The 20154-nt window shown below is 69.2% G+C and carries 20 protein-coding genes; 9 read left to right on the plus strand and 11 right to left on the minus strand.

Annotation, left to right across the window (positions count from 1 at the left end):
- Nucleotides 1-24: 24 nt before the first annotated feature.
- Nucleotides 25-1059, minus strand: coding sequence for a D-alanine--D-alanine ligase family protein (locus AC1ROC_RS14930; protein ID WP_493001113.1), 1035 nt, complete (start codon nucleotides 1057-1059; stop codon nucleotides 25-27).
- Nucleotides 1052-2227 carry an alanine racemase gene (gene alr, locus AC1ROC_RS14935; protein WP_493001115.1) on the minus strand — a complete coding sequence of 392 codons (1176 nt, stop codon included), beginning with the start codon at nucleotides 2225-2227 and terminating at the stop codon, nucleotides 1052-1054. The genes AC1ROC_RS14930 and alr overlap by 8 nt, the downstream gene beginning before the upstream one ends.
- A gap of 121 nt (nucleotides 2228-2348) precedes the next feature.
- Between alr and AC1ROC_RS14940 the strand changes: the two genes are divergently transcribed.
- Nucleotides 2349-2735 carry a sigma-70 family RNA polymerase sigma factor family protein gene (locus AC1ROC_RS14940; RefSeq protein ID WP_434951232.1) on the plus strand — a complete coding sequence of 129 codons (387 nt, stop codon included), beginning with the start codon at nucleotides 2349-2351 and terminating at the stop codon, nucleotides 2733-2735.
- Here the strand turns inward: AC1ROC_RS14940 and qcrB are convergent.
- A complete protein-coding gene (qcrB, locus tag AC1ROC_RS14945) occupies nucleotides 2677-4344 on the minus strand; it encodes a cytochrome bc1 complex cytochrome b subunit (RefSeq protein WP_493001117.1) in 1668 nt (555 codons plus the stop codon). The genes AC1ROC_RS14940 and qcrB overlap by 59 nt on opposite strands.
- Nucleotides 4345-4482: 138 nt before the next feature.
- Between qcrB and AC1ROC_RS14950 the strand changes: the two genes are divergently transcribed.
- On the plus strand, nucleotides 4483-5184 hold the full coding sequence (locus AC1ROC_RS14950) for a hypothetical protein (RefSeq protein ID WP_143465857.1): 702 nt from the start codon (nucleotides 4483-4485) through the stop codon (nucleotides 5182-5184).
- Nucleotides 5185-5475 carry a hypothetical protein gene (locus AC1ROC_RS14955; protein WP_085369844.1) on the plus strand — a complete coding sequence of 97 codons (291 nt, stop codon included), beginning with the start codon at nucleotides 5185-5187 and terminating at the stop codon, nucleotides 5473-5475.
- Nucleotides 5476-5528: 53 nt separating this feature from the next.
- On the opposite strand, the gene AC1ROC_RS14960 is transcribed toward AC1ROC_RS14955, so the two are convergent.
- Nucleotides 5529-6296, minus strand: a complete 768-nt coding sequence (locus AC1ROC_RS14960) for an SDR family oxidoreductase (protein ID WP_085369845.1) — start codon at nucleotides 6294-6296, stop codon at nucleotides 5529-5531.
- Nucleotides 6297-6387: 91 nt separating this feature from the next.
- Here AC1ROC_RS14960 and AC1ROC_RS14965 point away from each other — a divergent pair, with 91 nt between their 5' ends.
- Nucleotides 6388-7080 (plus strand): hypothetical protein, encoded by a 693-nt coding sequence (locus AC1ROC_RS14965; protein WP_085369846.1) that lies wholly within the window; start codon nucleotides 6388-6390, stop codon nucleotides 7078-7080.
- 18 nt (nucleotides 7081-7098) lie between these two features.
- Here AC1ROC_RS14965 and AC1ROC_RS14970 read toward each other — a convergent pair whose 3' ends face one another.
- The 3 genes from AC1ROC_RS14970 to AC1ROC_RS14980 form a co-directional block, all read right to left on the minus strand.
- A complete protein-coding gene (locus AC1ROC_RS14970) occupies nucleotides 7099-8340 on the minus strand; it encodes an AI-2E family transporter (RefSeq protein WP_085369847.1) in 1242 nt (413 codons plus the stop codon).
- Between the two features lie 95 nt (nucleotides 8341-8435).
- Nucleotides 8436-9455: a nucleoside hydrolase gene (locus AC1ROC_RS14975; RefSeq protein WP_085369848.1), complete on the minus strand. Its 1020-nt coding sequence runs from the start codon at nucleotides 9453-9455 to the stop codon at nucleotides 8436-8438.
- 70 nt (nucleotides 9456-9525) lie between these two features.
- On the minus strand, nucleotides 9526-10947 hold the full coding sequence (locus tag AC1ROC_RS14980) for an MFS transporter (protein ID WP_085369849.1): 1422 nt from the start codon (nucleotides 10945-10947) through the stop codon (nucleotides 9526-9528).
- Between the two features lie 147 nt (nucleotides 10948-11094).
- Between AC1ROC_RS14980 and AC1ROC_RS14985 the strand changes: the two genes are divergently transcribed.
- Nucleotides 11095-11883, plus strand: coding sequence for a GntR family transcriptional regulator (locus AC1ROC_RS14985; protein ID WP_256922002.1), 789 nt, complete (start codon nucleotides 11095-11097; stop codon nucleotides 11881-11883).
- A gap of 70 nt (nucleotides 11884-11953) precedes the next feature.
- Nucleotides 11954-12781, plus strand: coding sequence for a PfkB family carbohydrate kinase (locus AC1ROC_RS14990; RefSeq protein ID WP_085369850.1), 828 nt, complete (start codon nucleotides 11954-11956; stop codon nucleotides 12779-12781).
- Between the two features lie 30 nt (nucleotides 12782-12811).
- Here the strand turns inward: AC1ROC_RS14990 and AC1ROC_RS14995 are convergent, their stop codons facing one another.
- The 3 genes from AC1ROC_RS14995 to AC1ROC_RS15005 are packed head-to-tail and all read right to left on the minus strand — an operon-like array spanning nucleotide 12812 to nucleotide 16075.
- Nucleotides 12812-14725, minus strand: a complete 1914-nt coding sequence (locus AC1ROC_RS14995; RefSeq protein ID WP_085369851.1) for a potassium transporter Kup — start codon at nucleotides 14723-14725, stop codon at nucleotides 12812-12814.
- Nucleotides 14726-14774: 49 nt separating this feature from the next.
- Entirely contained in the window at nucleotides 14775-15191 is a 417-nt protein-coding gene (locus AC1ROC_RS15000) for a sigma-70 family RNA polymerase sigma factor family protein (RefSeq protein ID WP_085369852.1), read from the minus strand.
- Entirely contained in the window at nucleotides 15188-16075 is an 888-nt protein-coding gene (locus tag AC1ROC_RS15005; protein WP_085369853.1) for an RNA polymerase sigma-70 factor, read from the minus strand. The genes AC1ROC_RS15000 and AC1ROC_RS15005 overlap by 4 nt, the downstream gene beginning before the upstream one ends.
- 168 nt (nucleotides 16076-16243) lie before the next feature.
- Between AC1ROC_RS15005 and AC1ROC_RS15010 the strand changes: the two genes are divergently transcribed.
- Nucleotides 16244-17335: a hypothetical protein gene (locus AC1ROC_RS15010; protein ID WP_085369854.1), complete on the plus strand. Its 1092-nt coding sequence runs from the start codon at nucleotides 16244-16246 to the stop codon at nucleotides 17333-17335.
- 13 nt (nucleotides 17336-17348) lie between these two features.
- Here AC1ROC_RS15010 and AC1ROC_RS15015 read toward each other — a convergent pair whose 3' ends face one another.
- Nucleotides 17349-18245: a hypothetical protein gene (locus AC1ROC_RS15015; protein WP_179150802.1), complete on the minus strand. Its 897-nt coding sequence runs from the start codon at nucleotides 18243-18245 to the stop codon at nucleotides 17349-17351.
- A gap of 526 nt (nucleotides 18246-18771) precedes the next feature.
- On the opposite strand from AC1ROC_RS15015, the gene AC1ROC_RS15020 reads away from it, so the two are divergent.
- Both AC1ROC_RS15020 and AC1ROC_RS15025 read left to right on the plus strand, forming a co-directional pair.
- Entirely contained in the window at nucleotides 18772-19527 is a 756-nt protein-coding gene (locus tag AC1ROC_RS15020) for a toll/interleukin-1 receptor domain-containing protein (RefSeq protein WP_085369856.1), read from the plus strand.
- Nucleotides 19528-19541: 14 nt separating this feature from the next.
- Nucleotides 19542-20039 (plus strand): hypothetical protein, encoded by a 498-nt coding sequence (locus AC1ROC_RS15025; RefSeq protein ID WP_143465861.1) that lies wholly within the window; start codon nucleotides 19542-19544, stop codon nucleotides 20037-20039.
- The last annotated feature ends 115 nt before the right edge of the window (nucleotides 20040-20154 follow it).

Genomic DNA, 20154 nt, shown 5'->3' on the forward strand with positions numbered 1-20154 from the left:
CCCCATTGTGGTCCCGCCGGGCCGTCAGCGGGGCCCGAGCTCGACCGCCCGCTCCACCAGCGTGCCGAGCAGATCCGGGTAGCTCAGCCCCGCCTCCGCACAGAGCCGCGGGAAGTGCGAGCGCGCGGTGAGCCCCGGCATCGTGTTGACCTCGTTGAGCAGCACCGCGCCGTCCTGCTGCACGAAGAAGTCGACGCGGGCGAGGCCGTCTGCGCCGATCGCCTGGAACGCCTCCACGGCGAGCTGCTGCAGTCGCGGGATGAGCGCCGGATCGACGCGGCCGGGAACCTCGATGGCCGGGCCGCGTCCGCTGTACTTGCCGTCGTAGTCGAAGAACGCGCCGTCGTCGGCGACCGTCACCCGCGACGGGCCGGTGGTGCGGGTCGCGCCGCCCGGCGTCCGGTAGACGCCGATGCTCACCTCGTCCGCGCGCACGGCGGGCTGCACCAGCGCGAGCGTGTCGTGGGCGAGCGCTGCCCGCACGGCAGGGGCGAGAGCATCCAGCTCGGAGACGAGGGATGCGCCGACGCTCGACCCTGCCCTGTTCGGCTTCACGAACAGCGGCAACGTCAGGCCGCGCACCGCATCCGGTAGCGACCGCACCGCGTCGACCACGCGCGTCTCGACCATCGGCACCCCGGCGGCGGACGCGACCCGCCAGGTCATCGCCTTGTCCATAGCGAGCGCGCTGGCCAGCACGCCGGACCCGACGTACGGCAGCCCGGCGAGCTCGATCGCGCCCTGCACGGTCCCGTCCTCTCCGTAGCGGCCGTGCAGCAGGGGGAAGACGAGGTCGACACCGCGCCACAGCTCAGGGCGGACGCCGCGCTGCTGCCGCGGCTGCCCGGGCTGTCGCCCCTGCCCCGGCGCGGCCACCGCGCCCAGCGCATCCACCTCCGCGGCGTGCCACACCCCGGCCCGGTCGATGCCGACCGGGCGCACCACGAACCCCAGCCTGCGCAGCGCCGCCACCGCATCCCTGGCCGATCGCACAGACACCTCGTGCTCGGAGTTGGCGCCGCCGTACAGCACCGCGATCGTCGTGTGCGCCCTAAGCAACGCGCGCCGCCCCACGGTGCACGCGGTGGATGCGCCCACCGAAGCCGGTCATGACCTCCTGCGGGATGGTGCCGGCCCACTGCCCCCACTCGGCCAGCCCGGGCTCCCCCGCCTCCGGCTCGCCGAGCACCACCACCTCGTCGCCCTCGCGCACCTCGGCGCCCACCGGGGACGCATCCACGATCAGCTGGTCCATCGAGACCCGGCCGACCACCCGGCAGCGGCGACCCAGGATGCTCACCTCCGCGCGGTCACCCGCCGCGCGCGGGATGCCGTCGGCGTACCCGAGCGGCACGAGCGCCAGCACCGTCTCCGCCGGGGTGCGGTATTCACCGCCGTAGGAGACGGGCGTGCCGGGCGGCACCCTCCGCAGCTGCACGATGCGGGAGGTCAGCCGGACGACCGGCCGCAGGTCGTACACGCGCCCGTCCACCGGCTGCACGCCGAACAGCGCCTGCCCGCAGCGCACCAGCGAGAACCGGGTCGCGGGATGCGCGAGCGCCGCCCCCGAGCTGGCCAGGTGCAGCACGTCGGGGGTGAGACCGGCGGCGACGGCCACCTCCACGGCCTCGCGGAATGCGTCGACGGCGACAGCCGTGGCCGATGGATGCGGCTCGTTCGCCCTGGCGAGGTGGGACCACACCCCCACCACCCGCACCGTGCCGAACCGTTCCAGCTCGGCCGCCGCACCGCACAGGCCAGCCCAGTCCGTCGGCTCCGCACCGCCGCGCGACAGCCCGGTGTCGACTTCGAGGTGCACGCGCGCCGTGACGCCGATGGCCCTCGCCTGCGCGGCGACGGCGTCGAGCATCCGCTCGCTCGGCACCCCCAGCTCGACCCCGAGCCGGATCGCGGAGGCGAGGTCGGTGAGCGGGTCGGCGAGCCAGGCGAGCAGGCGCGCGGAGATCCCGGCCGAGCGCAGCTGCAGCGCCTCGTCGACCGTCGCGACGCCGAGCGCGGACGCTCCCGCGCGCAACGCGGTGCGCGCGACGGTCGCCATCCCGAGCCCGAAGCCGTCCGCCTTCACGACGGCGAGCACGGGCACCCCGGCGACCGCGCGCAGCACGCCGACGTTGTGGGCGATGGCGTCGTGGTCGACGGTGAGGGTGGCGAACGGGACGGCCGCGGCGACGGCGCCGGACGGTGAAGCTGTCGTGACGGAGAGCATGCTCCGACGCTACGGACGCGCTGTGTGCCGCCGCGTCATCCGGTGGTCGCCGCAGCATCCGTCGCTCGATGTATTGCGGGATCGGTGGTCACATTCCGCACGCCCCGGCGGTCTTAAGGGTATGAACATCTCCGCGTTCCTCCCCCGCCCCCTGCACCACCGCGCCGTCCGCGAGCTGCGGCTGGCGGCCGTGTCCGGCGACGCCGACCGGCTGGAGTCGATGCTCGCCCCGGATGTGGCCGTCGTGGTCGATTCCGGCGACGACGAGCATCCAGCGCTGCGGATGGTGAACGGCACCTTCGACGCCGTCTCGCTGCTGCTGCACAGCATGGCGAGGAAGCCGGAGCTGGAGGTGGTGGAGCGGCCGGTGAACGGTCAGGCCGGGCTGCTGCTCAGCGCCGGCGGTGAGACGACGGCCGCCATGACCGTCGACTTCGCCGGGGCGCTGATCAGCGTGATCTGGGTGCGCCTGCACCCGCAGGCTCTGCGGCGCGGTCACCACGTGTGACCGGCTGCGGAGGCTCGACGCTCCGAGCGACCGGGCTGACCCTGTCTTCGAAGAAGGACCGGGAGATGCCCGCCCGCACCCTGCTGACCATCCCGAGATGCCCGCGCGCGTCCGGCCGTGCCTGATACGGTTCGCCGTCGCTGGTGTTCGCGAGCCTCCAGCGTTCGTGCTCGTCGAGCTGCTGGTGCACCTCGACGTACTCGCCGCCCGGAAGGCGCACGATCCGTCCAGTCTCGAAGCCGTGCAGCAGCAGTTCGCCGTCCTTCTTCTGCAGCGCGAGGCAGACCCGGCGGGTGACGGCGAACGCGACGAGCGGGCCGACGACGACCGCCGCCTGGTAGACGTGCACCACCGTCTCGATGCCGAGCTGGAAGTGCGTCGCGACCAGGTCGGCGCTGCCAGCGCCCCACAGCGCGCCGTAGAAGACGATCCCGGCCACCCCGATCCCGGTGCGTGCCGGGGTATTGCGCGGACGATCCAGGATGTGGTGCTCGCGGGCGTCGCCGGTGGTCCACTCCTCCACGAACGGGTAGAGCAGCACAGCGGCGAGGTACACCCCGACGACGGCCAGCGGCACGAGGATCGCGAGCGTCCAGGTGCGGCCGAGCCAGACGAACTCCCAGCCGGGAGGCACGAGCCGCAGCGCCCCGTCGAGGAACCCGGTGTACCAGTCGGGCTGGCTGCCCGCCGATGCGTCGCCGCCCGACGACGGGCCGTACAGCCAGATCGGGCTGACGGTCACGGTCGCAGCGACCAGGAACAGGAGCCCGGTCACGATCGCGAACAGCCCTCCGGTGCGCACGGCCGCGTTCGGCAGCACGGGGACGCCGACGACGGCGCGTTCCGTCGCACCCTCCCTGGCGAACTGCGGCGGCCGCTCCACGTACGCGATCCGGATGCGCCAGACCAGCAGCCCGACGAGTGCAGCCGGGACGACGAGCACGTGGACGGGGTACAGATGCTCGATGATCTGCCCGGGGAACTCGCCGCCGAACAGCAGAGCGGACGCCCACGTCCCGACCACCGGGATCCCGAGCACGATGCCCTCGACGATGCGCAGTCCGGTGCCGGAGAGCATGTCGTCCGGCAGCGCGTACCCGCTCCACCCTCCGGCCAGCGCCAGGATCAGGAGAAGGAACAGCAGCACCCAGCTGAGACGTCGCGGCCGGCGGAACGCTCCGGTGAAGAACGTGGCCAGCAGCTGCAGGATGAGCGCGGCGGGCAGCAGCAGCGCCGCCCAGTGGTGCACCTGCCGCATCAGCAGCCCGCCCGGCACCTCGAACGAGATGGCGAGCGTCGACCGCATCGCCTTCGACATGGTCGCCCCACCGAGCGGGGCGTACGCGCCGCCGTAGACGACCTGCGTGCTGGACGGCGCGTAGAAGAACATCAGGAAGACGCCGCTGACGAACACGACCACCACGCACGCCAGCGAGACGACGCCGAACACGTTCGTCCAGTGCAGCGTGATGTGCCGCTGCCGGAGCTCGGCGGCGAGCGCGGTGAGCCGTCGCCCGAGCGCCGTCCGCGTGGCGATGCCGGTCGCGGCCCTGTCGGTGAGGGAGCGCCTGCGCGGGCGCCTGCGCGGGCGCCGGTCAGAGCGGGACATGATCGCTACCCACCACAAGAATCCTCTGCACGGTGTCCTCCTGTCTCTGTAGATAAGACAGTCGGGATGCCGCGAATGTGACAGGTTGCTGTGCGCGATGTCTTGACGTCGTCAGGTTCTGAATATTAGATTCAGAACATGACATGCATGCACCCTTTGGCGCATGCAGACGAGAAGAACGGAACCATGCCAATGAAGTCTCTCCGTAATCGAAATGCGGCCCGTTTCCTCATCGGAACGGCGGCCGTCGCTCTCTGCTCACTCGGCGGAGTTCCGGCAGCCAATGCCGAGACGCCGGTCGCCAGCGACACTGCGTTCGAGGCACTCGTCTCGGGCATGAAGGTCGACGACACCACTCACGACGCGCTAATTGAGAGATTCGACGATCTGACGGCGTCCGAGCAGGCACGCTTTCTCCACGCGGCAGCTACAGACCCGCTCTCCGTCCTCGAATTCGACGAAGGCGCCGAGCCGTCGATCGCCTCCGACACCGAGGGAGGACGCAGCCGCGCCGCATCGAGCCGTTACACCGCCACGTATCCCGTCAACGCAAGCATGTTCGGGATCACGACGGGCACGTTCAACCTTCGCTACGTGTTTGAAGCCACCCCCACGACGGTCACCCGGAACCTCGAGTGCACAGGATGGTTCTCCGGCGCGGGCGGTGTGTGGAGCGTCAACTCAACCGCGAACCACTACGTGTCCGGCGGTAGCGGGACCTGCTCGGTCATGCATCGAATGTCGTTCCTCTACCAAGGTTCGGCCTGGTCTGCGAACAAGCAGCACCAGGTGACCTACAGGGGCATCAACCTTGTGAGCGGTTGGCTGAAGAACGTCTAGATGCGCGCCATCGCCGTGTCTCTCAAGGGTCTCCAGGAGCGGTGGCTGCTCGCCGCCGCCGTGGTCACGAGCGCGGCAATGCTGGTCGCGCCGGCGGCGATACCGATCGGGATCGCCCTCATCGTGTGGACAGCGATTGTGCTCGGGAGAAAGCGGGCTGCACGCCCGGCTCTGCTGATAACGGCCACCGTGGTACTCAGCATGACGATTGGCGGGATCGCCTTGGTCGGTATTGCAGCATCTCTGGCCACATCGACAGATGGGGGATCCGTGACTCTGATCGAGGGGTGATGCGGTGCCCCCGCCCGCCAAGACGCGGGCGGGGGCACCGCCGTCCACGACGCTCAGTTCCCCCCTGCAGCGCCCAGCCACTCCTCGAAGCGGGTCGGCCCGATCCGCAGCGCGGTGATGGCCGGGTCGTTCCCCGGCACCAGGGACGTGTCGCTGACCACGCCGCCGTAGTACCCCGCATCCGGGTCGGCCACCACGGTGCGGGTGTCGCCGCGCGCTTCGAGCACGCGGCGGCCGAGGTCGGCGAGGCGGAGCTGTTCCGGTCCGGCGAGTTCGGCGATGCCGTTGGTCGGCGGCTGGGTGGCGATGTCGGCGAGCGCCGCGGACACGTCGGCGGCGGCGATGGGCTGCATCATCACGGGCGAGAGCCGGATGGTGTCCCCGTCCGCCGCGCCTTCCGCGAGCCGCGGGATGAACTCGAAGAACTGGGTGGCGCGCACGATGCTGTACGGCACACCGCTGGCCGTGACGATGTTCTCCTGCGCGACCTTGGCTCGCATGTAGCCGATGTCGTGCATCCGGTCGGCGCCGACGATGGACAGCACGATGTGGTGCCCGACCCCCGCCGCCTTCTGCGCTTCGACCAGGTTGGTGGTGGACCGCTGGAAGAAGTCGAGCACGTCGTCGTCGGCGAACGACGGCGAGTTGGGGATGTCGAGGACGACGTCCGCTCCGGCGAGCGCGTCGGAGAGCCCCTCGCCGGTGACACTGTTCACTCCCGTCGACGGCGACGCGGCGACCACGTCGTGCCCCGCCTGCCGCAGCAGGTCGACGAGCGGCCCTCCGATGAGTCCTGTACCGCCGATGACCACGATCTTCATGGCATTCCTTTCGCTGGATGGTTTCACCAGCTCTGACCGGGCAGCGGGAACCGTTGTGACAGTTCCGCGCGATCGGGAGCACAATGGATGCATGTCGGCCCACGCGGCCCCCACCCCCGATGGCGCGGAGGAGATCCCCCCAGCGGTGCGAGCGCAACTGCTCGCCACCGAGCACTGGAGTCTGCTCGCCTCCCGCAGCACCACGCAGGCGGAAGTGCTCACCCGCATCAGCATCTTCCTCACGCTCACCTCGGCGGGGCTGGTGAGTCTCGCCCTCGCCGGGCAGGCGATGCACTTCGACGGGATGTTCCCCCTCCTGGCCATGATCGTCCTCGCCATCGTGCTCGCCATCGGCGTCCTCACCCAGATCCGGGTGTTCAACGTCGGCTTCGAGGACCTCGGCCACGTGCTCGCGATGAACCGGCTGCGGGCGGCGTACGCGGAGCTCGACCCCGGTATCCGGCCGTACCTGATGACGTCGGCGTTCGACGACCGCGCGGGGAGCCAGCACACCTACGTGATCTTCGGGCGGCGCTCTGGACCCGGCCATTTCGCCGGGAGCAGCATGATGCTGATCTCGGTGGTGAACGCCGTGCTGGTCGGCATCCTCGTCGCCGGGATCGCGGCGGCCCTGTCCGTCGCGCCGACGATCGCGCTCGTGCTGGGGCTGGTCGGCGGGGCGCTCTATCTGGCCGTGATCCTGGTGATCTCGGACAGGCGCTACCTGCGCAACTGGGACGAATACCAGCCGCGGTTCCCTTCGCCGGATGCGCCGCAGCCGTAGCGGACGCAACGCGCCGCGTCAGGCGGGCGGCTCCTCCGCATCCGGGACGCCCCCTGCGCGCTTGGCGTCCTTCCTGTCCTTCGCCTCCGCGCGCATGATCGCGCGGGTCTCGCTCAGGTCGCCGATGGCCGCGCGCCAGACGCGGGCGCGCGGGTCGGCGTCGACGAGCACCGCGCGGACCAGCAGCGTCAGGGGGACTGCCAGGATCGCGCCGATCGCTCCGAGCACCAACGCCCAGAACAGCACGGAGAAGAAGGTGAGCGTCTGGCTCAGCGCCACAGCGTTGCCGACCACCTTCGGCTGCACGACCGACTGCACGACGGCGTTGATGAGCCCGTAGATCACGATGATCGCGATCACCGTCTCCCACCCGCCGGTGAGGTAGCCGAACACCAGCGGAGGCACGATGGCGATGAAGTAGCCGACGTTCGGGATGAAGCTGCACAGGAACGCGAGGATCGCCCAGAGCAGCGCGGCGGGCACGCCGAGCAGCCACAGCGCCAGACCGTTGATGACGCCCTGCACGATGCCGAGCCCCGTGGTGACGACCATGTACCGCCGCACGTTCGTGGCGAACGCCGACATCGCGTACACGAGGTTCGGCTTTGTCGGTTTCAGCTGCCGCAACAGCGTCGGCGTGTACGCGGCGTCCGCCGGCATCAGGATGAGCATGGTCAGCACGATCACGCCGAACGACAGCAACCCGAACGCGCCGCCGAGCAGACTGGTGAAGAAGTTGAGGAACTTCGACGGGTCGAAGCCGCCGGTGACCGCTTTCACGTCCTCGGGCCCGATCCCGATGCTGTTCAGCCACGCCCCGACCTGCGCGCCGAACGCCTGCAGCTCCGCCTGATACTGGGGCAGCATCCCGACGAAGTCCGCCATCGCGAAGATCAGCAGCCCGGCGAACGCTGCCAGCAGCGCGAAGGTGGTCAGCGCGACCGCACCCGTCGCGATGCCGGCCGGGGTGCCGTGCCTGGTCAGCCACACCCGCACCGGCTGCGCGCAGATCGTGAGCACGAGCGCGAGCAGGGCGGGGGCGAGGATGCTGCCGATCGCGTGCATCCCGAACGCGGCGACCACGGCGCTGGCGAAACCGAGCAGGATGCGCACCCCGCGGCCACCGGCCTGACCGGTCGCGCCTGCCCCGGCGTCTGCGTCCGCATCGGCGGGCGGTGGCGTCTGCTGCCGCGCGGCTCGGCGGCGGAACGGCCACCACCGCCGCCGCTTGCCGTCCGCCTGCTGGGAATGATCCGTCACGCGGCGCCTCCCTGCTGCCCGCTCGCGCTGTTTCAGCGCTTGCTGCGAGGGTATTGCGATCGCCGCCCGGCGTCTAGCGGGAGTTCTGCTCCCCGCTACCCGGCGAGCGTCGGGTCCGCGACGCCGACCCGGGATGCGGTGAGCCGTTCCACCAGGTGCGCGTCCAGCTGCCGGTCGGTGCCGAGTACGACGCGCACGTGCGCGCCCGGCTGGTCGACGGGGCCGAGGCGCTGTCCGCGGAGGTCGCAGATGGTCTGGCCGCGGCCTGGACCGCTGGTCGCATCCACCACCACGTCCACCAGAGGAGCGTTGGTGGCGACGATGCCGCCGACCGCGATGGCGGCGGCGAGCGGATCGTGCAGGGCGCTGCTGCGGCGGCCGTAGAGCTCGACGTAGAACTCGAAATAGAAGTCGAGCATCTCGCCGATCGCGCGGGCGAGCGGCACGCCGGAGGCGAGGAGCTGCTGGCGGTGCGACTCCTCCAGCGTGTTCTCGACGGTGACGTCGAGCGGCACGAGCACCACCGGCCACGGAGCGGCGAGCAGTTCGGCCGCCGCCTCCGGGTCGTTCCAGATGTTGGCCTCCGCCACCGGGGTGACGTTCCCGGAGGCGTACGCTGCGCCTCCCATCGCCGTCACCTCGGCGATCCGCGACGGCAGGCTGGGGTCGATGCGCAGGGCGAGCGCGATGTTGGTGGTCGGTCCGACCGTGATCACCTCGAGGGCGCCGGCGTACTCGTGCGAGAGGCGGAGGAGCAGCTGGGCGGCGTTCTCGTCGATCGCCGTGAGGCCGGACTCCGGCAACTCGACATCGCCGATGCCGTTCGCGCCGTGCACGTGCGGCGCGCCGCCGTTGAACGCCCGGTTCAGGGCGTCGTGCGCTCCGACGGCCACCGGGATGTCGTGCCGGCCGGCGAGCGCCAGGATGCGCAGCGTGTTCTCCGCCGCCTGCGCTGCGCTCACGTTGCCGCTGACCGTGCCGATGCCGACGAGGTCGATCTCGGGCGACGCGAGCAGGTATGCGAGGGCGAGCGAGTCGTCGATGCCGGTGTCGCAGTCGAAGTAGACGGGGCGGCGCCCGGCGTCGGAGGAGGGGGAAGGGGCGGTGGATGTCATGCGTGGTGCTCCGTGTTTCTGGTCGTGATGCGGGGCATCCGGTGGCCGGATGCCCCGCCGGGGTGGTGCGTCAGATCTGCTGGCCTGCTCGCGGCGCGATGAACAGGCTAGCGATGAGGGCGAGGACGGTGATGCCGACCGAGATCCAGAGCGCGATGCCGTAGCCGGCGAGCGTGCCCTGGGCGACGAACGGCGCGACGATCCCGATGCCGAGGCTGGCGCCGATGCCGAACCCCGCACCGTTCAGACCGGGCAGTGCCGCCGGCGCGTCCGGCGGCGAGAGCAGCACGCCCAGGCCGTTCATCGTGGTGAGCACCAGACCGTTGTATGTGAGGCCGAGCAGCGCGATCATCGCGATGACGACGCCCTGGTTCTGCGGAAGGAGACTGATGACGACGAGCGCGGCGATGCAGAGCACCATCCCGATCCTCAGGATGCGGATCCAGCCCAGCCGACCGGCCAGCCAGCCGGACAGCGGCGCGGCGAACACGCCGATCAGCGCCGGCGGCGCGAGGAAGAGCAGGGCGGAGGTCGCCGCGTCGAGCCCGAAGCCCACCTTCGAGTCCTGGCTGAGCAGCACCACCGTGAAGTTGATCACCGCGAACACGCCGGACAGGGTCAGGATGGTCGTGGCGATCACGGGCCAGACCTGCCGCGAGCGCAGGTGCTCGACGGCGATCAGCGGGGTGCTTCGGGTCTTCTCGACGAACCAGAAGGCGACAAGCGACGCGATCGTCCCGGCCAGGTAGACCAGGGTGATCGGTGCGGTCCAGCCGGCGGACGACCCCTGCGAGACGAAGAACGTGACGCAGATCAGTGCGATCGAGAGCACGGCGGCGCCCCACCAGTCCATCCGGCCGGCGGAGACCGGCTTGGATGTCTTCGGGACGACGATGAGCACGCAGACGAGGGCGACGAGGCCGACCAGGAAGATCACCACGAAGATCGAGCGGAAGCTGAAGGTGTCCGCCAGCAGACCGCCGAAGTAGCCGTCCACCCCGCCGACGCCGCCGTTGACCGCCGTGATGATCCCGAGCGTCGTGCCGAACACCTTCGCGCTCATCCGTTCGCTCAGGATCACGTACGACAGCTGGAACGCCGCGCTCGACGCCCCCTGCAGAGCACGCCCGATGAGCAGCACGGGCAGGCTCGGCGCGAACATGCAGAGCAGCGTCCCGGCCGCCAGCACCACCAGCACGAGCAGCAGGGCCTGCTTGCGGCCGATGAAGTCGCTCCACCGCGACAGCACGACGCCCCCGATCGCACCGGCGAGGAAGAACAGCGAAGACACCTGCGAGACGGCGCCGACGTCCTCGTGCAGGTCGCGGGCGATGTCGGGCAGCGCCGGGGTGATCATGCTGGCGTTGAGCTGGAACGAGAGCACGCCGAGGATCAGGGTGGCGACGAGCGCGACCGCCTTGCCGCCGCGCAACGGCGGCGACGTGGGGTGGGCAGCTGCCGTAGCGGCGCTGTCGAGCGTGGGGGAACTCACGGGCGACTCCTTTGTCTGGGTTCTGGGTTGGGGTTCATGACCGCACGGGATGCGGTGGGTACGATGTTATACCTCTCTGGTACGACATGTGCACACAATTCTTTTTCGTGGTTGAATTGGGGCACCCCGAGCGAAGGAGCGCACGCGATGACCATGACCGTTGACCAGTTCCTGGAACGCGATCTCACCGCCACGGTCGGTCAACCGCTGCGCGTCGCCGTGTACTCGCGCATCGCGGAGGGCATCCGCGGTCACGTCTTCCCGCTCGGGTCCGCCCTCCCCCGCGAGACCGAGCTCGGCGCATCCCTCGGCGTCAGTCGCACCGTCGTGCGCGAGGCGCTGATGCTCTTGGAAGAGGACGGGCTGATCGTCACGAAGCGCGGCGTCGGCCGCTTCGTCGCCACGAGCATCCCGAGGGTCGGCCTGGAGGAGCTGCGGCCGTTCGAGCAGGCGCTCTCCGACGGCGACCGCGCCCTCACGGTGCGGCCGGTGGAGTTCACCATGCAGCCCACCACCGACTTCATCTCCAACAAGCTGGCACTCGACCTCGCGGCGAACACCTGGTTCCGCGAGAGCGTGATCGAGCAGGATGGCGAGCCGATCGCCATCGTGCAGGAGCACTTCCCCGCCGGACGGTATCTGAGCGATGTCAGCCCAGCCATCGCCGAGCACCTGGAAGCCGCGGCCGAGGCGAAGGCGACCCTCCTCGCCGGGCTGATCGAGCGCGTCGGGCCGGTGTTCGGCTCCGGCGTCTGCCAGATCGCGGTCAACGTGGCCGGCGCATCCCGTGCCAAGCTCCTCGACCTGGGCGCCAACGATCCCGTGCTCATCCTCACGCAGACCGCCGAGCTCGACGGAACACCGATCTACCTCGCCAAGTGCATCGTGTCGACGCGCGTCGGCCACCTCTCCATCGTGCAGGCGTCCCAGTCCTGACCGGCGGATCCGCACACCGGCTCCGTCGTTTCCTCCCCCGCCCGTCCTCGTAGCAGAGAGAACCTTCAGCGTGCAGAAACTCACCGTCGTCGGCAGCGTCAACGTCGACCTCACGGCCATCGTCGACCGCCTTCCCGAGCCGGGCGAGACCATCGGAGGCGGCCGCCTGCGCCGCGACGCCGGAGGCAAAGGCGCCAACCAGGCGGCAGCGGCCGCACGCCTCGGCGCCCAGGTGCGCATGGTCGGTGCGGTGGGCGACGACGCCGACGGCCAGTGGATGCGCTCAGCGCTCACCGACGCGGGCGTCGACACCGCGCACGTCGCCGCCGTGAGCGAGGCGACGGGCACGGCGCTGATCGTGGTGGACGCCGACGGCGAGAACCAGATAGCGGTGTGCGAGGGCGCCAACGCGCTCGTCGACATCGACGGCGTCGAATTCGGGGCGGACGAGACGGTGCTCGCCCAGCTGGAGATCTCGATGGAACTGGTGACGCGCCTGGCCGAGACGGTCCCCGGCTACCTGGCTCTCAACGCCGCACCGGCGCAGCCGCTCCCCCGCACTGTGCTCGACCGCGTCGACCTGTTCATCGTCAACGAGACCGAGTACGCCCTGATGCCCGAGCTCCGCGACGCCCCGCTCGTCGCCGTGACGTACGGCGCGAAGGGCGCGGCCCTGCTGGAACGCGGCGAGACGGTCGCCTCCGTTCCCGCCGTCGCGACGACGCCGGTGAACACGGTCGGAGCGGGCGACGCGTTCTGCGCGGCACTGACCATCGCCCTGCGCGAGGGCTTCAGCCCCGCCGACGCCCTCAGCACGGCGTGTGCCGTGGGAGCGGCCGCGGTCGCGGATCCCGCGTCGCAGCCCGCTCTGCAGGCGCTGGCGGCGTACGTCCCCTGAAGCTCGGTCCCGCATCCGGAGCGGTCGGCGTCAGATCTCGACGTCACTGCCCATCGTCACCGTGCGCAACGCCGGGAGCCCGAACCGCGCGGCGGGGTCGGCGGCGTTGTGCGCGAGCGCGACGAACAGCGACCGGCGCCAGCGCACCATGCTGCTCTTCTTGGTGGTGCGGATCGCCCCGCGGGAGATGAAGTACGAGGCTTCCTTGAAGTCTCTGGCGTCGAGCGGGAGCACGCCTGCGTAACAGGCGGCACGGAGCGCGCGCGGGATGTCCGGCTTGTCCGAGAAGCCGAACCGGATCGTCAGGTGCTCGATGCCGTCGTCCGTGTATCCGAGCTCGTCGTAGGTGAACGCCTCCAGCGGCGGGACGTGCGGCACGGACGCCGTGCTCATCGAGACGATGATGACGGACTCGTGCAGCACGTGGTTGTGTTCGACGTTCGCGCGGAGGGCGAGCGGCGTGCTGTCCTTGTTCGGGTGCGGGAAGACCGCGATGCCGGGGACGCGCGGGAGGTTCTTCGCGCGGATGTCCTCGATGAACTGCTGGAGCGACCCCTCCTTCTTCTTCCTGTCCTCCTGCACCAGCAGCCGGCCGCGGCGCCAGGTCGTCATCACCAGGATGACCGCGCCGGCGATGAGGAGCGGCACCCAGCCGCCGTTGACGATCTTCGAAAGGTTGCCGGCGAGGAACGCCAGTTCGAGCCCGCCGAACACGATGGCGGCCGCCGCCATCTTCCACGGCCCCCAGCCCCACAGCGGCCGGGCGACCAGCACGAGCAGCAGCGTGTCGACGACGAGGGCGCCGGTGACCGAGATCCCGTATGCGGTGGACAGCCGGTCGGACGACCCGAACGCGAGCATCACCGCCAGCACCCCGATCAGCAGCAGGGCGTTGATGGCGGGCAGGTAGACCTGGCCGCCCTCGCGCCGGGAGGTCTGCCGCACAGTGAGCGGCGGAAGCAGCCCGAGCTGCACGGCCTGCCGGGACAGCGAGAACGCCCCGGAGATGACGGCCTGGCTGGCGATCACGGTCGCGGCGGTCGCGAGGATGACCACCGGCAGCCTCCCCCAATCCGGGATCAGCAGGAAGAACGGGTTGGCCTTCGCCGCCGGATCGTGCAGCACCAGCGCGGCCTGCCCGAGGTAATTGATGGTGAGCGCGGGGAAGACCAGGAAGAACCAGGCCCTCCGGATCGGCGAGCGCCCGAAGTGGCCCATGTCGGCGTAGAGCGCCTCGGCGCCGGTGATCACGAGGACCACGGCACCGAGCGCGATGAACGAGATCGCAGGGTGGGAGAAGATGAAGACCACCGCGTAGCTGGGCGACAGGCCGAGCAGCACCGACGGGAACTGGATCACCATGCCGAGGCCGGCCGCGGCGAGCACCACGAACCACAGCACCATGATCGGGCCGAACAGCACGCCGACCCTTCCGGTGCCGTAGCGCTGCACGAGGAACAGCCCGACCAGGATCACCGCGGCGATCGGGATGACCAGATGCGAGATCGCCGGCACCGTGACGTGCAGACCTTCGACGGCGGAGAGGACGCTGATCGCGGGGGTGATGATCGAGTCTCCGTAGAACAGCGAGACCCCCACGATGCCGATCACGAGCAGGATGCCCGCCTTGCCTGCGCGCTTCGCATACAGTCGCTGCGCCAGCGCGGCCAGGGCCATCACTCCGCCCTCGCCGTCGTTGTCTGCGCGCATCAGGATGCCGAGATACTTGATCGACACGATGATGGTGATGCTCCAGAACATCAGCGAGATGACGCCGAACACGTCGCCCTCGTTGGCGCGCACGGCCCCGTCGTCGAGCAGGAAGACCGTCTTCAGGGCGTAGAGCGGGCTCGTCCCGATATCACCGAACACGACCCCCAGCGCTGCCACCGCGACGACCATCAGCGACCCGCGGCGGCCACCAGGATGACGGTGAGGCTGCATTGTCGCCACGTTACCCCTCCGCAGGCGCGTGCGGAGGAATCGGCCATGCTCAGTTCCAGTGCCGCAGCTTGTCCGGGTTGAGCACGACCCAGATCCGGTGCACGACCCGCCGGTGGACGGCGACGCTGACGATCCCGATCACCCGGTCGCCTGCGTCGCGCAGGGCGAGCCCGGCCGAGCCGTTGATGGAGTGGACGGTCGTGGTCGCCACTCCGCGCGCATCCAGGATCAGCGCGAGGGCGTGCAGAGCGTGGGTGCGCCCGCAGGCCGACTCCGGCGCGGCGACCCTGCCGCCCGTGTCGACGATCAGGTGGGCGTCCTCGTGCAGCAGCGGGGCCAGCCCGGCGACCTCGCCGGACGTGCACGCATCCTGGATCGCCAGGATCGCGCCGATCGACCGGGCGTACACTCGCGCCGCCGACCGGGTGGGGACGTGCTGCCAGGATCCGGACGGGCCGCCCGTCATGCCCCCACCGGAGCGACGTGGCGCAGCTTGTCCGGGCTCATCACCCAGAGCAGCTGCAGGATGCCATCGCGCGACGCCGTCAGGGTGAGCACGGTGGTGATCGCGCCGTCCTCGGAGACGGTCACCGCCGGCTGGCCGTTGAGCGTTGTCCAGCCGATGCGCTTGCCCGTCCAGAAGTGGCTGGAGAACGCGGAGACGAACTTCGCCACCCGCGAGCGCCCCACCACCGGGATGCGGGCGGCCTGCTTCACGCCGTTGCCGTCGGTGTAGCTGACGATGTCGGAGGCGAACAGCTGCTCGAGCTGCTCGACGTCCCCGGTGCGCGCGGCACTGAGGAACGCCTCCAGCAGTCGCCGCGACTCGCTGGCGGGAACCGTCTCGCCGCGACCGGACGCCAGATGCTTGCGGGCGCGGCTCACCAGCTGCCTGGCGTTCGCGGGCGACGAGTCGATGACCTCGGCGATGCGCTCGTACGGGTAGTCGAGCGCCTCCCGCAGCACGTATGCCGCCCGCTCGGTCGGCGACAGCGCCTCCAGGAGCAGGAGGCAGGCGAACTCGAGCGCTTCCGCGTTCTCGGCCCCGAGCGACGGGTCGGCCTCGGTGTTCACCGGCTCCGGCAGCCACGGCCCGATGTACGTCTCCCGCCGCGAGCGGGCGGACTGCAGCACGTTGATCGACAGCCGGGTGGCGATGGTGGTCAGGAACGCCCCGGGCTGGTCGACCTCGGCGGGGTCGACGGCCTGCCAGCGCAGCCAGGTGTCCTGCACGATGTCCTCGGCGTCGGACACCGACCCGAGCATCCGGTATGCGGTGCCGAAGACCCGCCGCCGCTCGCGGCTGAAGATCTCCAGCGACTCGTCGGCCGCGCGCGTTCTCCCGTTCATCCGTTCCCCGTCCCGTCTTCCGATTCTGGCCCGTCGAGCGCTCGGCGGGAACGCCAGGCACAGAACTCCTTCACCAGGGAGACCGGGGAGGGTGCCGGTCTGTGACACCGACGCGACGACATCCCCATTGATGAGTTTTTGTCAGTAGACTGTGCCGCGGACATCACGATGAGAGTCGTCAGCGCGCTGATCAAGACCGCGGCCGTCCTCGCAGTCGGGGGCGCGGGACTCGCGCTCGGCCTGGTGGCCCTCCGTTCACCGTCTGTCGACCTTGCGCGCGGCGACTACGAAGGCATCGTGGTCTGGACGAACGTTCGCGATGCGCCCGTGAAACTCAGAATCACCCTGCAGGAAGACGGACGCCTCGATCTCTACGTCGTCTCGTCGTTCCCTGAGGTGCCGAGCATCGAGGATGGCCGCTGGACCGTCACCCGACCGGAGCAACAGGCGACCATGGACGGGCCACCCGTCTCCGCCATCGCGGACGTGGTGTACCTCCAGTTCACCTGCAGTTCGCAGCTCGACCCGTCCACCGTCCGGCTCGGGTTCACGCCCAAGGCCACGGTCACATTCACCGGCGGCGGTCGTTCGTGCACGAAACCCACGCAGTCCCAGACCGCGAAGGTGGAGCTCCAGGCCGACGGGCCGCCACAGATCAACGCGGCCGGCGAGGAGTCGCGGACCTTCCTGAGCGGAGACAACCTCGCCTCCTTCTCGGCCGAACCGGTCGGTCGATGGACGGACGCGACGATCGACCAACGTGTCGCCCGCACGCCCCCGCTCCAATACGGCCAGTTCATCGACGGCTACGCACCACCCCCCGGAGCAGCCGTGCCCGGCCCGTTCTCCACCCTCGAAGCCTCCCTGGAGGGACGGACCTCCGACCTCGTCGACAAGACCATGCCGGACGAAGGCGTGGGAAACGCCCTCACTCAGTCCGTGACCTGGTCGCGGAGCTGGGCATCCACCGACCCGAAAGGCGCAGACCCCGCAACGCGCACCAGGCTCGACGCGACGATGGTGCGCTGGACCACCTCATCCGGAACCGCGTGGGTCCAGGGGCTCCTCCTCGCAGCGGGTGTCCTTCTCGGTGTCGCGACCTCACTGGCGATCGAGTTCATCCTGCCGAGCAGAACCGCAGCAAAGGCGGACCGTTCGCTCGACCAGGCGAGCGGCATCCTGGGAGACGCGAACGGAGTGATGAGGGAGGCGCGGAGCGTTCTGCGCAAGGCGCGGCGCACGCCGAAGCCGCCGGGGTGACGTCATCCCTCAGCTACCGCTCGGCTGGCGCGGCCGCGGACAGGTGCGTCGGAGGCCACGTCGCGTTGCCCAGTGTCGCGTCGGGCAAGTCAGCCGGGTACGTCCAGGGCAATGCAGCCAGCCCGTACCTGCGACCCACTTTGGGTCGCGCGATTTTCACGGACACATCCCCTGTGGTGATGTCGTACTCGACGTCGAGCCGCTTGAGGATCGACGATGCATCCTTGGACGGATCACTGACCTTTGCTTGGAACTGTGTCTTCGGCGGCGTGAACGCGCCCATGCGAAGCCTCAGGACCAGCTCGTTGAGAATCGTCTCGCGAACGGTCTTACTGATCCAGTGGGCGGAGTCATCTGACACATCTATGAACTCGGTTTGAATGACGATTTCTGCGAGGTCGCCCCTCATCAGCGGCTGGCCGAGGTGGACGTAGTACCGTTGCCACCCGTCGATCCCCGGGATCTCGACAGGCAACAACGAGTGCCCGTCGCTGAGAATCGATTGCCGCGGCTTGATGGCGCCCGTCCACTGGATGAGGTCCTGGAAGATCTCGACGTTGTCCCGCCGCGCTTGGATCGTTATGTGCGAAACCATCCGCTGACGTCGAGGATTCACTTGGTCGAATTCGCGGGTCCGTTCAAGCCGAAGCCACCGGTAGCCCAGAGGAGCGTCTCGCTTGCGGAGGATCAAGAGGGCTATGAGAGCACCGCTGAGGGCTCCGAGAACGAAAACCAGGGCGATGAGCAGCGTCTGGAGAACCCAGGTCGGCAGCCCTCGTCCCCACACCAGGAGCAGCGGAATCGCCGCAGCGCCGGTGACGATCAATGCAAGGAGGTTCCGCACCAGCGAGAGCCACGCGACCACCGACTGGAATGCCTTGCCCTCTGTCATCCGGACCTCCCCGGACATCCTTGCAGTCAAGGTGAGCATTTATCAATAAAATGCCGCAGGAGATCTGGGACGCTCGGACTCACCGCGTGGCGACATGGCCGAATCGCGGAATGGATGCGAACTATTTAGTGCGAGCAGTTCGGTTGATTCCGGATAAGGCGCCAGTCCGCCGATCTACGAGGGGCCTTTCCATCACGATTCCATGACGACAGCCCAAAAGTTCCACCTGCCATACGCATCCTGGACCGAGCATCTGGACGACTCACAGAATCGAGCCTGGGACTGCGAAAGGATGCGTGATGGAGTTGCCAACATCAGCACGCCAACCGGCAAGCTCGCGGCCGCCTGCCGACCTCCGAGCCATGCTGCCCTCGCCGGTTAGCAGTTCTATGCCGAAGAATTTGCTACCGCGACCGGCGCACCTTCGTCCGCGAACACCATCGCGACGGTGGAGAACCGCCTCGTTGACTCCCTCTGACGCCGACCCCGCCTACGCCGCCTGACGTTTGCGTCCATTGTCGTAGGCGGTAGCTATGCTTCGGTCATGGCACAGTGCACGGCTCCGATTCGAGGACACACCCGCGGCGGCGGCGCAGACTGCCCCGTCCACGGAGGGCGCTACGGCCGCTACGGCGGTGGATACCGGGACCCGTACAACCAACGTCCCTCGTACACGCCACCACCGGCTCCTGTGACCCCACCTCTGCCCAAGCGATACCCCAGCTTCAGCCGGTCGTCCAGCGGCAGCCGCGCAGGCGGAGGTCGTCGCACTAGCACGGCGAGTCGTGCGCGTCGGTCTGAGGTCACGTACTCCGTCCGCGAGTATCAGACTCTCAATCCCGTCCGTGCACAGGTCGCGCGGATAGCTGAGATCGCGACTGCACAGCGCGACCTATTCCTTTGCCATGCATGGGACGACCGCAAGGGGGCGGCGCTGGAACTGCACAACCTCCTGACCGGGCTCGATGTCTCGGTTTGGTTCAGCGAAATGGACGTGCCTTTGGGCACCTCGCTCATTCGCAAGATCGATAAGGGGTTGGCGGCGTCTCGCGCTGGAATCGTGCTGGTGACACCCGCCCTGTTCGCCAGCCTCAACAGCGACGGGATCGCCTCTCAGGAGCTGTCCGCGCTCCTCGCGACCGACCGCGTTATCCCGATCGTGCACGGCACGACCTTCGAGGAGCTTCGGAGGGTGAGCCCGCTTCTTGCAGCCCGTTCCGGCCTGACCACGTCGGACTACGCCTCGTTGGATGAGGTGGCGACGAAGATCGCGGACACGGTTCTGCTGGACGACGAATAGGGGCGCTCCAATCGATGACTGCCGCCGATTGGATCACCTCGGTTATAGCGGGCGTGGCGCTGTTTGCATCGCTTTACTCGATCTACCGGCAGCGCGCATCCGCACAGCCGAATTGGGATTTCGAGTTCAGCCGTCAGGCAGGGCAGTATCCAGGTTCAGAGTTCTGGCGTGCCGAAGTTCGTCAACTCGGCCCGGGTGACGCCGAACGCGTTTCGATTTACTCGCGCGTCAAGGATCAGGCGGGGAGCGTCTGGGAAGGCTGGGTGCCGTACCAGCCTCAGAACGGAGCCGAGCCCTTGCCCGGCCCGAAGCCGATCACGCACCCGGACGGCTTCTCGGACTGGGACTTCGGGCGCGTCATGCGCCGCGGTGAGTATGCATGGAAGGAAGACAAGATCACCAACAACGGTCACCCATATGCGGTGCAGGTGCGAGTCGATTGGGTGCAATCGCCGAATACGCACCGACAGCGGTCACTCGTGGAGACGCACGGGTTCGAGGAGTCAGGCTAGCGCGCGTAAGGCGTCGAGCTAAGGGCCTGCACGCACGCACCGGCAAGGTAGATGGCAATGCGTTCTTGCGGTGATCTCGGGCGTCGAGCCGCTGCGTCGGTCTAGCCTTCAGCGC

The sequence above is a fragment of the Leifsonia sp. GW821-FHT13C05 genome (assembly GCF_058806515.1).